7 protein-coding genes are annotated in these 17,169 nt (G+C 36.6%); 1 reads left to right on the top strand and 6 read right to left on the bottom strand.

The features are described from left to right. Window positions 1-4 precede the first annotated feature (4 nt). From G525_RS0106675 to G525_RS20475, 6 genes are all read right to left on the bottom strand, one after another. A complete protein-coding gene (locus tag G525_RS0106675; protein WP_157491897.1) occupies window positions 5-2,284 on the bottom strand; it encodes a DUF5703 domain-containing protein in 2,280 nt (759 codons plus the stop codon). 251 nt (window positions 2,285-2,535) lie between these two features. Beyond that, entirely contained in the window at window positions 2,536-3,132 is a 597-nt protein-coding gene (locus G525_RS0106670; RefSeq protein WP_035479178.1) for an alpha-N-acetylglucosaminidase C-terminal domain-containing protein, read from the bottom strand. Window positions 3,133-3,207: 75 nt separating this feature from the next. Next, entirely contained in the window at window positions 3,208-4,719 is a 1,512-nt protein-coding gene (locus G525_RS0106665; RefSeq protein ID WP_027125463.1) for an alpha-N-acetylglucosaminidase, read from the bottom strand. Window positions 4,720-4,886: 167 nt separating this feature from the next. Next, entirely contained in the window at window positions 4,887-8,045 is a 3,159-nt protein-coding gene (locus G525_RS20480; RefSeq protein ID WP_051209835.1) for a glycoside hydrolase family 2 protein, read from the bottom strand. Between the two features lie 79 nt (window positions 8,046-8,124). Further along, a complete protein-coding gene (locus G525_RS0106655) occupies window positions 8,125-9,843 on the bottom strand; it encodes a RagB/SusD family nutrient uptake outer membrane protein (protein ID WP_027125462.1) in 1,719 nt (572 codons plus the stop codon). Between the two features lie 19 nt (window positions 9,844-9,862). Next, window positions 9,863-12,925 carry a SusC/RagA family TonB-linked outer membrane protein gene (locus tag G525_RS20475; RefSeq protein ID WP_051209834.1) on the bottom strand — a complete coding sequence of 1,021 codons (3,063 nt, stop codon included), beginning with the start codon at window positions 12,923-12,925 and terminating at the stop codon, window positions 9,863-9,865. 192 nt (window positions 12,926-13,117) lie between these two features. Here G525_RS20475 and G525_RS0106645 point away from each other — a divergent pair, with 192 nt between their 5' ends. Further along, on the top strand, window positions 13,118-17,104 hold the full coding sequence (locus tag G525_RS0106645; RefSeq protein WP_027125461.1) for a hybrid sensor histidine kinase/response regulator transcription factor: 3,987 nt from the start codon (window positions 13,118-13,120) through the stop codon (window positions 17,102-17,104). The last annotated feature ends 65 nt before the right edge of the window (window positions 17,105-17,169 follow it).

Genomic DNA, 17,169 nt, shown 5'->3' with positions numbered 1-17,169 from the left:
AATTTCAAAACTCAGATGGCATTACAATTTTCAAATCTTCTTTACCAAGCGTCATTTCTTTTTGAATCACTTTTCCGTTTTCAACCACAACGGAAATTATTGAACGCTCTTGAGCATGTAATTTAAAATTTACATCCCAATCCTTAGGCCAAGCAGGAAGTATATAAATTTTGTCATCATCATATTGTAACAACATGCGCTGAAGAGCTATCATGGCGACTGATCCATGATCCTGATCGGGAGTCCAATCATAATTTGGGCCCCACATGGCAGGAAATCGATAAGCCTGATTACTGGTATTAAAATTTGACATCATCAATTTTGCTGCCTCATCGGTCAGCCCCAAATACGCCGCTTTTATAGCATTTTGTTGCCATCCACCTGTTTGTTTAAATGCCCTATTTTCAAAAGTATTTCGAGCCATCTCCAAGTCAGGTTTTCCAATACCATAGATGCGATAAGGAAAGATGGCATACAGTTCGGGGTTCTCAGAATTCTGTTTCCCGCTATAAGATTGTGCAGGTGCCAATAATGTAGTCCCATCTACTTCACGGGTCGGTATTTCTGGTAATTCATTCTTCAGCCTGTTCCATTGTTCTTTTTGAACCTGGCTTATTTCAGGATCTGACAATTTCAATAATTCGTGACATACCTTATTAATCCCTACAATTTCTGGCAATGGATTCACTGCCATACTATAGGTCTCCAAAGACATGGCAGGATCAAAACGAATTTTGCCATTCCCATCCCTATCCCAATGTTGGTCGTAAAATGTCATGATTTCAGAAACAACTGGTAACAAAGTTTCTTTCAGAAAAACCTTATCCTTAGTAAAGGCATAATAATCGAGCATCATCAACGAAATTTCGAGCCCACTTTGCCAATAATGCCTGATATATGCATTTTCGGTCATGCCTAAAGGTAAATCATCGCGCTTCCGCCCATAGTTGCCGTCCACATAGGTGCCCCAGAAATAAATGGTTTCCGGAAAAAATGCACCATCGTGATTATAATAGGTTTTTGTAGCCAATTTTCTGATAGGCAGTGCATCGCGATACATTTTAAAAAGTGGCTTCATCATCTCAAAATCGCCAGATTCGAGCATGGCCCAATACGGCAATCTTGTATTTTGCCACCAATAAGGACCTCCCCATCGGCGATAATCTGCATCAAAACCTTCAAATTCGCCTTTAAGATGTTTGGTATCTACCGTAAATATAGAACCGTTAAATTTTATCGGTGAATTGCCACGTCCCGAGCAAGCCAACATATACCTTTGAAGTGCATAGCCTTGATTAATATTATAAACTTCCTTTTTTTCGCTAGTATTTCGACTCGTTATTTCAATATAGCTTTGCTCCCAAAATAAACGCCACCAATTGCGATGGGCATTAAAACGTTTGTCACGAGATATTGAGCTGATGTCTTCAGAGACATCCTTTAATTGCTTTAGCCAGTCCTCCAAATTTTCGGTTTGTGACGTATGGGCATATACCGATACTGAAAATGACTTTATCGGCTTTTGAGATGAAAGCACCGTAGAGGATTTTTTTTCCAATTCTTTGGAACTTATGGATGCTCCAAAGGTTCTATTTAACAAAGGGTCTTTGTTGTTCACAATATACTCGTCCAGACCCTGCAATTTCAAATTATCTTGCCATATAGATCTTTCGTTCCGATGCGCCCATACAAACTGATTACCTTGAAGGTTTAAAATAGTATCTTTCTCCACAAAAATATCGGGAGCACCCTCGCCATGCATGCCGTAAGCAGAATGTTGCTCGGTGCCATTTTCTATAAGTCGACGTTCAGTTCTCCACGGCTCCAAAACTACTTTAGACAACACCGATTTTTTGCTTTTTACATCAACTTCAACTACTGGATGGTTGGCATCCACCCAAATATCTATTATTACCTTATTCGTTTTATCACCTGTTTCAATACGGAGAGTCCCATCTTTCAAAATCAATTCCTGTTGAAAAGGAATACCGTCTTCAAAAGGGTTAGGTGTAAGCGACACCCTCACCTTCCCTAATTTTAGCACACGGGCATTTTCGCTCCAAGCATCTGTTTTGGATACGTAAAAGATTAAATCCCCATCCTTTTCTGCCCAAACATTTATACCAATATCACCATTTCCGGCAGGCATCGAGCCCAAGGAATTATCGCTTGGGCTATTCCACAACACATTGTACTTGTCCATCCGCGGAGCATGTGCCACGGTTGTGGAATTTTGACCATAAAATAAGCTTGGAGCAAAGATTGAGAGCAGAAAATATAGCATAAATTGAAAGGTTTTCACATTAAATTTTCCCATTATATTTTATTTAGGTTTAATTGTACAGCGCTTGTTGCATTGAAATGCAAAAAGGAATTCCTGTTTGGTATTTGTATCTTAAATTGAAGTAATGCCATTACCTAAAGTAATTTTTAATTATTTGTATGATGAATCCGAGTTCATAGGGTCTCTTGGCATATTAATGCTCTTTATTTTCTTTTGAAACAAAGGCATTAATAGTTATTCTCCATTTCGCCTTAATTACCTCTTGAATATTTTTCAAAAAGACGATAACATTCTGCAACAACATTTATATTCTTTTTAATTTTGGGTATAGAAGCCGAATTAACCCATTGGGTTTCAAAAAGAGAAATATCATTCTTTTTGGCGTTTCCGCTACGAACATTATCAAAATGAAGCAACCATCTTTGTAAGTAAAAATCCTTAATCATACCATGCCATCCTTTAATTGCATAGCCATTTAAACCTTCTCCCCAAATAGTAACTATTTGTCTTGCTGTTTTAATATGTTGATTTTCTTCATCTTTATTAACTCCGTATTTCTTCGCTTTTATCAACCAGTCACTTAAACTATGCTCAGGTGAGGCCGACAATAAATCATCCAAATCGGTCATAATATTTTTAACCTTAACGATCGCTAAATCCTGAGCTGCAACATTATCTGTTTCAAGGGCAATTATAGCTTCCTTAACATAATGGTCAATACGACTTTCTAAAAAATGTCTTGTAAAATCAAGCGCATCTCTACGATAAAGAGGCTGATCTTTTAACTCATCCTTTTCTATAAAAAACAAATCTAATGCAGGAGCAATCATTTTATAATTTCCTGTCAAATCATAATTAATATTATTTGAGGGTGGTTTACAATAAAAAAAAGACCCCCATCCTTGTTCTCCTCCACGAGCATGCTAATATTTTACATTATAAATATTTTTTTCTAATATATTCCATGCTTTCTTGAGGTTGGCTGACTTAATTCCATAACGATTCTCACTATAACTTTTTAACCATTTTTCTACATTTATAGGTTCTTTACTCCATGATGCATCTGCCGCCATTGCATAAACAACATAGTTGGTATGACTTCCCTCGGGACACAAAGCAAATCCACTAAGACCTTTGACATCGTCACGTTTGTGAAGAAGAGCTTGTTCGGTGGCTATTAATGAAAGATTACCTTGAAGTGGAGTTACACCTCCATAATTATGAACATATCCATACACCCAACGCTTTCCATCATAAGCACCTAATCTATCCCAAATTACCTCTCGATCATTTCCATAATCTACAATTAACATTTTATCATTAGGAATTTTTGAAAATAATGCGGAGGCATTTTTTGCATTCCAAAAATCACTATCCGCAATAAACATCCAAGCCTGCGTTACCCATACAGCTTTATCATCGGCAACTTTTAAACTTTGATAAATAGTGTTTCCATAATTAGCTAATTCCTCATAACGTGTCTCAGGATCTGAACTAACATTCACTTCATTTTCGTTAAAAGTATCGCAAAGAAAATAATGTACATCCCCATAAGTTTCTCTATAACGCTTTACAAAATCAGCGCCAATCTTCATAAAAATATCATCCTGAATATCAAGAAGATAAGTCCATTTTTGTTCATGTTTCCACCCTATCTCTTTAATTTTGACTTCAGGGTTTAGTTTTTTAATTCCATTAGGTACAAAACCAGAAAAACCAGGCACGATAGGAGTCATTCCTAAATCCAACATGCGTTTTATGATTTTTTTTTGGATTTCCTTTTGTTTGATAAGATAACTTTTTGGAAGAGGCCCGCTTACTCCTGCTACATTACCCATACGCTGCCAAGGTAGGTATGCGGCTCCAGCAAAATATACTCCCATTTCTTTTTCAGACACTCCCATTTCGGTAAAAAGCTCGTGCCATATAATTTCTTGACCAACCATGGCAGGCATACTATTATAGCCGTGTAAAACAATCCAATCGAGCATTTTTTCCCAATCTTCCCACTGCCACCAAGGTGAAGTATAACCATATTGGCAAACATTTAAAAATAGACGTAATTCATTTGGAGAATCTACCCTTGTAAGTTTACAATTACTGAATGTTTTTGGCAATTTTACCACGTTTTGTTGCCAAGCCGCCTGAACACTTCCTATACTTTGAAGGTAATCATAAGCTCCTTTACATATTGACACCCCACTATTACCTGTTACCGTTAAAACCCCTTCTGTAACAGAGTATTCATAGAAATCTCCTTTTTCAGAATTTTCCTTTATTATAAACTCACAATCCCTAATTCGTTTACCGATTAAACGCTCTATTACGTTTCTTGCACTGACTAACCCTGCGTCTAATTTGCCCTTACTTCCTGATTCGGAGTAACTTAATGTTGAAATAAAAATTAACAAAAATCCTAAGTTTTTAATCTTCATAATTTCCTAATATCTAATTTCAATTTGATTTTTTTTGTTCAAATGTGTTCGCCCAACCTTAGACTTGAATCGTTTTTTACTTTATTAATCTCCAAGAAAATATTCTAGTCCTATATTTCATATTTAATCTATTTTTTGTTGTGATTGACAAAATCTAAATATTCAGTTTAATTAAAAATCAGTTTACTCACAAAATCGTGGGCTACCGGATTGCTTTTCAATCGGTTATCAACATCCAACTCACAGATAATAATCGAACCTTTCCCTACTTTTAACTCTCCCGCTGCCATTGCTGCCCCATGATCATCCGTCCAATTTGTATTTCCGGTAGACAATATGGGCGCCCAGTTCTCTGCCAGGATGATCTTGTCCAAAAACGGAGTTATATAATCTGCTGCTTCATCAAACCACATTTTAAAATCAAAGGGCTTGTTTTCTTTAGTAAACCTATGGCCTGTTTGAGGGGATGTGAAATAATAGCTTCCCATAGAGGTGTTCTGAATTTTAACATCGGTATTGCCAATGTTATGTTCCCCTACCGGTACATTGTACAAGATAATTCTTTTGCCTGCATTGGCCAGGGCTTCTAATGTCTCTTTATGAGTTTCATAATCTGCATAATTCTCTACCCAAATGATATCGGCTTCCTTCCAATTTGAAACTGCATTTTTCTCGAAATGATTCTTTAAATAATCATTGGCGTCAGTAGGGCTCCCCAAAAAACCAAGCTTACTTTGGTTAGAATTCAACCGCGTTGGAAAGACATCAATATCCATAATGGTCTGATCAACACTTTTGCCCTGACCATCAAACACTCCTGCCCTTAAAACAAAGGCCGTACGCTGCTTTACCGTTGGCGCTTTAAACGCTATGAAACCTTGAAATTTAGAACTGTTATGTGGCACTTCTGCTGCATTTTTTCCTGAATAGACAATTTTACCATTCTGCTCCAATTGGTATTGGATATAATAATCTTCAGGACTGCTGTTGGGGTCATGGGCAATCCAGGATTCCACAGCGATATCTTCGCCTTCGTAAAAGTGTTTTCTGTCACTACGAATACTTACTATGGTAGGTTTTAAGGCATTTCTATACGCAAAATATCCTTTCTTTGGATTTCTATCCACGTCCATAATAGTTTTCATCCAACCTGCAGGCCATGCATCTATAAATAAATGCGCAGCAAAAGTCACCATACTAGAATCTCTTCTAAATGCTTCAGTAACCGTTTCCAAGGCCCAATCTTGATGATTCTGACTCGCATCTACCCAACCTTGTAAAGAATTTTGGGTATTGTACCACATGTAGTGGAACTTTTGAGTTTGTGCTGCATAAATGCGATTGGCTGTCCAGTTTTTTTCGTCTCCCTTATTAGCAGGCAACCATTCTTTAGGATAGTATTTTTCCATGAGCTCAACAGGGTCTAAGGCCTCTGCGCCAAATTCCCCACAGCCATAATACCAATCGGGTTTTACCCATTGCCAATAGCCTTTATACAACTTACCAATTCCTAATCCTTGTCCGTTATACCAAGTATTGTAGCAATGGTTATCTGGTAAACCTGGGGTAGGTGGATCATAATCACCATCGGATTTTTTAATAACGCGGTCTGGATTTTCTTTAAGCACGGCTTCATCCATAGCTCTGAACAGTGAGAAATACTGTTCTGGACTTGCCATATTTCGATGGGGGTGTCCTTCTCCGTTTGGGAAACGCTCATTGATATAGGTTACAATGACATTACTTGGGTGATTGCGAATTAAACGCTCCATTTCAGCAACCTGCCTTACGGCTTCCTCCCATTGGTTATAACGAATCCCACCAAAGGTCGGAAAATCCGTTTGAAGCATCAGCCCTAACATGTCAGCGTATTCATAGATCTCTGGTTGTACGGGACGTTGGGTCATCCTTAAAAAATTCATATTGGTAAGTTTAGCTAATAAAATGTCATCTATTAATTGATCCCAATCTTTTTTGAATACATCTTGTTGCAAAAAACCCATGGTGTTAGCGCCTCTCAATCTGATCTTCTTATTGTTGAAATACAGGCGTCCTTTAGGAATCGATACCGTATCCATGGTAAAAGAACGCATGCCAAAAGTCTGTTTTTGAACATCCACAACGGAATTATCGTCATTCAAAACTTTAATTTGCGCCTGATATAACCATGGCGTATCATTGCTCCATGAACGAAAATCAGGGATTTTCACATGATAAGTAAAATAATTTGGACCATAGCCTAACGTAGTTTTAGTCTGCTTCCAATCTGTTGGTTTTTGTAAATCCCCAATTCCGGGTACATGCAATGCTGAGGGTACTATCACAGAATCTTTAACAACTACAGCTTCAAAATTTTGTCCAAATATTGAAAGATCAAAACTAATAGGTCTGCGGTCTTCATTATAGTTGTTCACTTCTATTCTTACTTCAGCCATTCCCGCATCGTACATTGGTCTTACAAAAATATCGTTGATATGAATGGGATCTCTTGATTCCAAATAACAATCTTGATATATTCCCATTCCTGCGGCTCCTTGATGCCCACCATCGTGAAAATTATCATAGCCAAGACCGGTAACTCCATAAATTTTATCACCAAAAAATCGTTCCTTACCAGCTGCCACAAACCCTGTTGTAGTGTAATCATTCTCCACTTTTACCAATAACTCGTTTTCTCCTTCTTTGGCAAATTTGCTAATATTGAATTCGAAGGGGGCAAAAAAACCTTCATGTGACCCTATGTATGATCCATTTAAAAAGACATGTGCCTTATAATCAACAGCCTTAAAATGAATAAAAAGAGCCCGGTCATTCAGCATTTCCGGAGACACAGCTATTTTCTTGAAATAGTACGTTGTGGCTCTTCCATAAGGAGCGTCAAAATGTGGTACCTGAACGTTTTTCCAATCGCCCTTCCCTTTCATGGTGGCAATAAAATCGGTTTTATCATCGGATGTTTCTAATCGCCATTGAAATTCTTTCAAATAAATGCGCTCTCTGGTATTTTTAATTTCCGGCGCTTTATTTTCCATAAAAGGAAGAAATTGTTTCTTTAAAACCTCTAGCTCTTTATAAAGTTCTTTTTTCGTGCTGATTTCCCTAACCTCTTTAAAAGCATCCTTTTTTCCTTTATGAAGTGGGATTGTTATTTCTGGAAGTTTTGGTGGTAATTTCTCTTCCAAAAGATCCATGCGCTCATTTTGGCTTTTGTTCCCAATTTCCGCGAAAAAATCTGTATTTTGGGCGTTAAGTTTTTCTAAACTTGACAAAACACCAAAGATTGAAATACAAACTGCGATAAATATTTTATGTTTTTTGACCATCATAATTATTTTAATTTCAGTATAAAAAAAGTACCACTGCCCTCAGACAATGGCACCTAAAAACTAGACTAACTCAAATTTTTTAATATCCAGGGTTTTGTTCTATCGTGCCTTCTAAGTTCGCATCAATAGCACTTTGTGGAATAGGAAATAAATTATGATGCATTTCTACGGCCTCTTTATCTGATGGCCATCCAAACTCCTTGGTGCGCTCATAAATCAAACCAAGTCTCGCCAAAGTGAATATGCGCCATTCCTCACCCCAAAGCTCTCTCGCTCTTTCGTCAAGAATATAGTTAATATTAACTTCTCCCGCTGTTATTGGAGATGCACTTGAGCGCTTTCTCACTGTATTAATATCTTCCGCTGCTGCCGCACGATTTTCACTTTTCATATAAGCCTCAGCTCTCAATAAGTAAGTTTCTGGTAATCGAATCACATAGGCATCACGTACATAACCATTGTCAGGAATAGCATCGATATGCTTATCGGTACCCATTTTAAACATTCGTGGAAAGAAGTAACTTAAGGTATCATCTCTAGTAGTCAACCATTCTTTTTTGATAATATCCCCTGGTTTCAAATTCACTGTAATCTCACTACCATTGGCCAGCGTTACTTTAGTGACATAAGTTGTATCCCGATCTGTTTGCTGTCCATTTACAGCAACTTTTGGGGCTCTATAGTTCCGTAGAATATTGTATTCCGCATTACGTGTATCGGTTTCGGAGTTTTTCCAAACATCATATTTATAGTAATTATTTGGCTTTATCCAAGCATTTCCTTTACCCTCCCAATCTTTAGCCGGCCCTGATGTGAAACCAAATTTATTTGCGCGATAATAGAGAGGCCAAAACGTTCTCTCAAATAAAGGCCTATCATAAATATTCGTACCACCTGCAACATTTTTTTCGAATTGTATGGTCCAAATCGACTCCTTATTCCCATCGTGATAGTTTTGATTACCCATTCTGAACAAATCCCAATAGGCATCTTTTCCAGATTCATTACTACGAGTACCAAACCTATTTTGCATCAACGAATAATCACCATCTGAACCCTCTATAACTCGTGATGCAGCGTCAATGGCATTTTGGTACAGCGTTTTATCACCTGTCTCGTCGCCAAGACTGATATACACTTCGCTCAGAAAATGATCGGCTGCAGCGCGAACAGCTCTGCCCGGTTGGTCCGTTGTTTTTGGCATATATTGACTTGCAAAAATCAAATCTTCCAACGCTACTTGATAAGTCTCTATTCGGGTAGCCCGTTCAAAATCCAATTTAGGCGCAGTTACTGGTTCAAGCACAATTGGCACACCACCAAATAATGTGGCCAGATTACGGTATGAAAAGCCTCTAAAAAACCTAATCTCTGCCTGGATCTCCAACTTTTGATTTTCATTTTTCCATTCAATGTTCGTATTTTCAGTCTGTAATAAAAGCTCGTTACAGTTTTTAATCATTTGATAATTTCTGCTATACCAATCATTGGGAAATTGACTGTGTGAGCCAAGATTATTCCAAAAACTCTCTGATTTTTCCAGTCTGGTATTACTCGCCATGACATCCACACCGTAGCCATTTTTTATAAAATCTCGCGCACCATCGGCACTATTAAAGTAAGCTCTTGTTTGTCTATACATTTGATTGAGTCCCGTTTGAAACTGGGCTACGTTTAAAAATGCATTTTCAGTTGTGAAGCGGTCTCTCAGATCCTCTTCTAAAAAGGCCTCATCACTACAGCTCACATTAAACGAAGCGATTAGAAGAATTCCTAGTATTATTTTTAATATTTTCATTATTTATAAATTTATAAAGTTAAAAAGTAAGATCAATTCCAAGGGTTAAAGAACTAAGACCAGGTAAAGAATATTCACCAATTTGTGTAGCGCTTTCTGGATCCCATCCTATCCAATCTGAGATCGTAAGCAGGTTTTTTCCACTGATATAAACCTTTAAATTTCCTATATTGGATTTTTCAATCCAATCTTTATCGAATGTATATCCTAGTGTGACATCTTGAAGTCTTAAAAAAGAGTGGGACTGATAGAATCCGTAACCATAAGTATTGCTGTAATCAGGTCTCGGATACGTATTTCCCTGACGTTCTGGAGTCCAATAAGGTAGATTTAACCATTTTGAGGCGTTTGGAACCAGTGCGCCCATTAATCCTTTGGTGTTTCCTGCCAAATAATGATTATTTCCCCCATCCACATAATTAAAATTAAAATAGAGATTCAGATTTTTGTAAGTAAAGGTGTTTGCCATGTTAAGCGAGAAATTAGGTTTAGAATACCCGATGATCGATCTATCATCTGAAGTTATCCTTCCGTCAGGAACCCCATCTGGACCGCTGATGTCCTTAAATTTCACATCTCCTGGTCGTGCACTATAAGTCTGTTGATATTCTGTATCTTCGGTTTGAACAATACCATCGAATGTATAATCATAGATGGCTCCCAAGGACTTTCCTATAAACCATCCATTACTTAAATCATCATCTTCCACACCATCACCATCGGCATCGATACCATAAAGACTAACTATTTTGTTTTTATTTTTCCAGTAGGTGAAGTTTGTTTCCCAAGTAAAATCCTGATTTTTAATATTAACTGTTGTAAGGCTTATCTCCAGTCCTTTATTGTTAATTTCTCCAATGTTGGCCAAAATACTGCCATATCCAGTCATGATAGGCAATCTGCGAGTCATTAATAGGTTTGTAGTTTTAGAGTCATATACTTCAACAGATCCCGAAATTCGATCTTTCAATATTGAGAAGTCCAGTCCAAGATTTGTAGCATTGGTCTGCTCCCATTTTAAATTTTGATTGGACAAGTTTGATTGATAAGCCGTGTTAACCGTCTGATCCCCAAAAACGTAGGAAGAGTTGCCCACATTTGGCAAGGTACCGTAGCTCCCAATTGACGGATTACCATTTTCACCATAAGACAATCTCAATTTTAAATTATCTATAAACTTAATGTTATCTTTTATAAATGATTCTTCACTTAACGTCCAAGCCAGACCAAAAGCCTTAAAATCTCCAAATTTATTTCCTGGGGCAAAACCAGAATATCCATCTCTTCTATAACTGAACGTTCCGTAGTATTTGTTTTTATAATTGTAATTTAATCTAAAGAGATAAGCCAGTTGGGTTAATTTAGAATAACCAGTATTAACATTCCTTTTTTCACTATTTCCCAATTCAAGTGAATTGACACCCAAAGCCGTACTTCCTACTTCCTCAAAATCAGAAGCTGAAAGGTTGGAATATTTGCTAACTCGTTCTTGTCTTTCAGACATTAAAGTAGCATTTATGTTGTGATCATTAAATAAAGTTTTGTTATAGGATAGAATATTATTGAATAAATAACTGTCCTCAGTTGAATTATTCTTATAACCATTTGCGTTTTTTAAATATTTACCAGGATTATTTAATTCTTCTATTTTAAGGGTGTTAACATAATATTTTTCGTCCGTAAATCCTTCGGACTCCCCATGGTAGCGGTTGGCAGAGTAATTAAAACGATATTTCAGGCCATCTATCCAAGGAATTTTCACTTCTGCAAAAACAGTACCTCTGTAGGTATAGCGCTTATCCAAATTATAATTTTGTGTTGCCGACAATGGATTGCTCCAAGTTGTAATACCTCCTGGATATTTTTCCATCCAATTCTCAAATCCAAGTTCCTGAACATTTTTATAGCCAAATGGACTCATATAGGTAGCGGTATAAAGATCTGCAGAGTTTCCAGAATAATCCCGAATATCAGCATTTAGAGAGGTTCCTATTTTTAACCACTTAGAAACATCTGTATCCAATTTCATCAATACCGATCTTTTGCTAAAATCATCTCCCTTTACAATACCTGTTTGATCGAGAAGGTTTCCAGAAACATAATAGTTCACATTATCTCCTGCGCCCGATACACTTAATTGTAAGCTCTGTATAGACGCTGCTCTTGTGACCTCGTCAAACCAGTCTACAGAATGGCCTTCTTGATAGGCCTGATATTCCTTTTGTCCCAAGATTCTCGAAAAGTCCAAATCACTGCCTGTAGTGCCTCCAGACCTGTAAACATCCTGCCTAAACTGCAATGCCTGCTCAGCATTCATCATATCTGGTTTGTTCGTCCAATTTTGAATCCCACTATAAGTACTTACATTGATTTGAGGCTTACCAGACTTTCCTCTTTTAGTAGTTATAATGACCACGCCATTTGCCGATCTTGACCCATAAACCGCAGCAGCACTAGCGTCCTTTAAGACATCAATGGTGGAAATATCATTGGGATTGATAGTAGAAAAACCGCCATCATAAATAAGTCCATCTACAACGAGCAAAGGAGAATTACCAGCAGAAAGTGAATTTTGACCTCTTATTTGAATACTGGGCTGTCCTCCCGCAGAAGTAACATTTCCAATGTTCAAGCCCGCCACTTTGCCCTTCATTGCATCTAAAGCGTTGACATTTGCTATATTGGCAATGGGACTGTTTTCTATATTGATACTTCCCACAGAACCTGTAAGATCTCTCCTCGTAGAAGTCCCATATCCTATGACAACAATTTCATCAAGTCGGGAAGCATCTTCTTCCAAAATGACATCAACCTGAGTTTGTCCTTCAAGTGTTAATTCTTTAGATTTTAATCCTACAAAAGAAAACACTAAAGTTGCATTGGGATTGTTCACTGAAATCGTAAATTTGCCATCAAAATCAGACACTACACCATTAGAGGTGTTTTTCTCAATAATATTGACCCCTAAAATGGGTTCAGATCCGTCATAAGTGACTGTTCCTGTCACTGTAATATTTTGCGCATTAACAAAGGCAGTTGCACCGAAGAAAACACTAAAGAACAATAAACATATTTTTTCCATACTTGATTAAATTTTCGTTATCAAGTCACAATAGTATCTTAATTAAATTCATTTTCTTAGAACATACTCCTCATATTCTATCACATTTTCGGAATATTAATACTGATCCGGAAATCTGTAACACATTTTCGGGTTTAGCGCAAATTATACATTTCAAAACCTTAGATTTACTCTTAACATTATAAGGAAAGAATGAAAACCTCAAATTTGCTAATTGTAATGGCTTTGACCTTTCTTCTGTTAGGCACTAAAGCTTATCCACAATTTACCAATTACACTTCCAAGGATGGCCTGTCATTCAACAATGTAGAGCATATCAGCGAAGATGATGAAGGTTTAATTTACGTTGCAACATTTGATGGACTGAATGTTTTTAATGGAACAGATTTTAAAATTTACAATCCGAATAATACCGAAGGATTTAGCCTTAAAATATCGTGTACGCTCCCTATAAAACAAGGCTTTGTACTGATAGGCACGATGGACAGAGGTCTTTTTCTTATGGATAAGTACAACCAACGTATCCTACCTTTAAAGTTATCTTCCTCAAGTTCGACAAGCTCCACCTCAATCACAAGTATGTTTATGGACAGTAAACACATGGTTTGGCTTGGCTTAGGAAATGGTAGCATCATAACCTTTAATCGTTCGGATATAACGCAGGACAATACTATTTCCGACATAAATAGTATTGAAGTTACCAATACTGCAAATACGATAAAATCATTTGCAGAATTGGATGGCTTTATTTTCTCTGCTGGAAATGGCTCACGAATTACTAGAATAAAAAAAGACTCCAAAAACTATATTATCGACCAGCCGCTGGATTTAATTAATTGCCACCAAGTTTACGATATGAAAGTGATTAATAAGGCCTTGTTTATTGGAACTGATAAAGGACTTTATAAGGTGGATCATTTACAAAACCTCCAACAGAACCTTTCTTTAAAGATGCCTTGGCGATTATCAAACACGATTGTCAGAAGCTTATCCGTACATAATAAGGACCTATGGATTGGCACTGAAGGCGATGGACTGTTTAAATTCTCGGAGTTTGGGGAAGAATTAGAACATTATTTTTATTCTGATAATAAACGCAATGCTTTAAACTCTAATTACGCACTTTGCACATTAATAGATAGTAACGAGAATTTATGGGTAGGAACTTGGTATGGCGGAATTAATCTATTATCGCTGCATAAAAAAAGCATTCAGTCAGTCTACGACTCTGAGAGTGAAGTTAATTTATTTTCAAATATTATTTGGACTATTACTGAAGGCCCCAATAACGACTACTACTTAGGGACTCATGGCAAAGGCTTATGCAGCTATTCCCTTCCCGATAAAAATTTTAAATCTATATCAACTGATAAGGATTTAAAATCCATTTCTTCCTTATACTATGATAAACAAACGCAACTTCTTTATTTAGGCACTTGGGGTCAAGGCGTTAAAATATACGATCCTATAAAACAAAAACTTGTTAATAACAAATTCGATCTTCAATTTTTAGATGAAAGCCGTATATACTCCATAGTTAGAGGAAATGATGACAACTTGTGGTTCGGAAGTTTCTCCGAAGGGCTGTTCAAATACTCTAAAAACAGGAATGAACTTGAGAGGTTCTCTCTAACGGATGATACTTTTTCGAGCACATTGGACATACGCAGTTTACTTATGGATTATGAGAAAAATCAACTTTGGGTTGGCTCAATAAACCACGGTCTTTTTCGAATACAATTTTTCAAAAACAACGCTGCACCTAAAATTGATCATTTTTCTACTTTTTCAAATTCTAATGAAAAAATTAGTGTCCAGAATCTTTTTATGGATTCCGACCACAAATTATGGATTCTTTGTAGAGATGGCATGGGGCATTTCGATAAAACTGACGGACCACAAAAGTCGCCTATTTTAAAAGATATCGTAATAACTGGAATGGCCGAAGACAGCGCTAAAAATTTTTGGATAAGTACCTACAAAGGTATCTCACTTTTAAAGCGAGACACTCAAGAAATCACTTCCCTGATTCAAAATGACACCTATTCAAGTGTGCTCTATAATCCTGAGAAAAACATGCTCCTACTCGCTTCTAACCACGGATTATTACTGTCGCCCACCCATATCGAAGAAAAAGAAAAAACACTTCCAAAGCTAATATTCTCCGATTTAAAAATAATGGATCGCAAAATTTCTCCGCATGAATCAATCGAGGATCATATTGTATTAAAAAAGAAGCTGAATTATTCTGACACCATCGTATTACCTCATTTTGCGCAAACCTTTTCCTTAGGGATAAACGCCATATATTTTGGGGAAAATGCTAAGGAACCGTTTCGTTACCGTCTTAAAAACTTTGAAAATTCTTGGAATCTTTCTAATAATCTTGCTACTGTAGTATCTTATACCAATGTGCCGCCTGGAACTTATGATTTGGAGGTGCAAACCTTAAATACCAGTAATGAATGGAGTCAAAACATTCGAAATTTGACCATTATAAAGAAAAAAGCGTGGTGGTTTACTAATCTAGCCTACGCCATCTACACCTTGTCTTTATTATGTGTATTCTATTGGGTAGCAAAAGAGGTGAAGGACCGCTATAAGACAAAGCAGGAACTGAAATTAGAAAAAATCAAACATGAACGAGATTACGACCTTTACCAACAAAAAATCTCATTTTTTACCAATATTTCTCATGATATCAGGACGCCGTTAACACTAATTTTAGGACCCATTGAGGAAATATTGAGTAATCATGCTGTAGAAAAAGAAGTAGAAGTTAAACTTCAGCGCATGTTAAAAAATGCGCGGATGTTATTAAATTTAGTCAACCAGATTTTGGACTTCAGAAAGGCAGAAACAGGTCATATTGATATGAAAATCAAGCAAATACAACTTAATTCGTTTATTCAAAATATTTACTATCAATTTAAAGAATCAGCAAATAATAAAGAAATTGACTTCGACATATCAATTCCAGAAGAAGATATTATTCTTATTGCAGATCCTTATAAATTAGAATCAATCTTATTTAACTTATTATCAAATGCTTTAAAATTCACGCCAAGGTACCGACATGTCATGATTCTCGTTGCGGCAACTGACGAATTCATTACGATACAAGTGGAAGATAGCGGTATTGGAATACAACAAAGTGAACTGGACAGCATTTTTACACGTTTTTATCAATCTAAAAGCAGCACTGGTATACAAGGCACAGGAATAGGAATGGCATTAGTAAAAAAATATGTAGAGCTGCATCAAGGCACCATTACAGTTAAAAGTACAGAAAACATAGGATCTGTATTTACAATCCAGTTTCCAATACATCAGAAATCAGTTGATTTTGAAGCTTTTGAACCCTCTTTAAATCTTGAGATCATAAATCCGATCGCAATAGATACCGCCGAAATAGTTCAGAAAAAATTGAGTGTGCTAATTGTTGACGACAACCCTGACATTTTAGAATATTTAAAAGAAATCTTAGAGACCGATTATCGCGTTTTGAGCGCCACTAATGGTAATGACGGTCAAGCAATTGTTAATAAAAAAACACCGAATATTGTTATCAGCGATATCATGATGGAAGGGATGAATGGGATAGAACTCTGTGAGAATATAAAAACTAACATAAATACGTCCCATATCCCAGTGATTTTATTGACTGCAAAAAACTCAACCGAATCGAAAATTGAAGGTTATGAAAAAGGTGCCGACCTTTATTTGGAAAAACCTTTTAATAGCAAACTTTTATTAACGATGGTGAAAAAGTTAATTCAGCATAGAGAAACACTTAAGAAAAAGTTTTTAATCTCCACTTCTGTTCGCGACGAAACCGCTTCCAAAAGCGTTGATGATCTCTTTATTGAAAATATAGTGACCTATATTCACGATAAAATATCCGAACCCGATTTTTCCATCCATAGTTTGGCTGAAAAACATCATATAACCACCGACCAGCTTTACAGAAAAATCAAAGCGCTTACTGGTCTATCAACCAATCACTTTATTAGATTGATAAGACTGAAATTTGCTGCAGATTTGCTAGCACAAAAAAAATACACCATAGGTGAAGTCGTTTTTATGTCAGGATTCAATAATGCCTCTTACTTTTCCAGATGTTTTAAAAATGAATTCGGAGTATCACCAAGCGACTATGAAGTGTCAAAAAACAAATAAACAACATTAAAAAGAAGTAAACCTGTAAACGCATTTAATCGGCTACACCACTAATTAACTTTTGA

The sequence above is a fragment of the Gelidibacter mesophilus DSM 14095 genome (assembly GCF_000423005.1).
Classification (GTDB): Bacteria; Bacteroidota; Bacteroidia; order Flavobacteriales; family Flavobacteriaceae; genus Gelidibacter; species Gelidibacter mesophilus.
This window is presented reverse-complemented; position numbering and strand designations above follow the sequence as displayed.

What these genes read in the sequence shown, in the direction of transcription:
- G525_RS0106675 (WP_157491897.1), bottom strand. Translation starts at nt 2,284, where the DNA reads ATGCTATATTTTCTGCTCTCAATCTTTGCTCCAAGCTTATTTTATGGT.
- G525_RS0106665 (WP_027125463.1), bottom strand. Translation starts at nt 4,719, where the DNA reads ATGAAGATTAAAAACTTAGGATTTTTGTTAATTTTTATTTCAACATTA.
- G525_RS20480 (WP_051209835.1), bottom strand. Translation starts at nt 8,045, where the DNA reads ATGATGGTCAAAAAACATAAAATATTTATCGCAGTTTGTATTTCAATC.
- G525_RS0106655 (WP_027125462.1), bottom strand. Translation starts at nt 9,843, where the DNA reads ATGAAAATATTAAAAATAATACTAGGAATTCTTCTAATCGCTTCGTTT.
- G525_RS20475 (WP_051209834.1), bottom strand. Translation starts at nt 12,925, where the DNA reads ATGGAAAAAATATGTTTATTGTTCTTTAGTGTTTTCTTCGGTGCAACT.
- G525_RS0106645 (WP_027125461.1), top strand. Translation starts at nt 13,118, where the DNA reads ATGAAAACCTCAAATTTGCTAATTGTAATGGCTTTGACCTTTCTTCTG.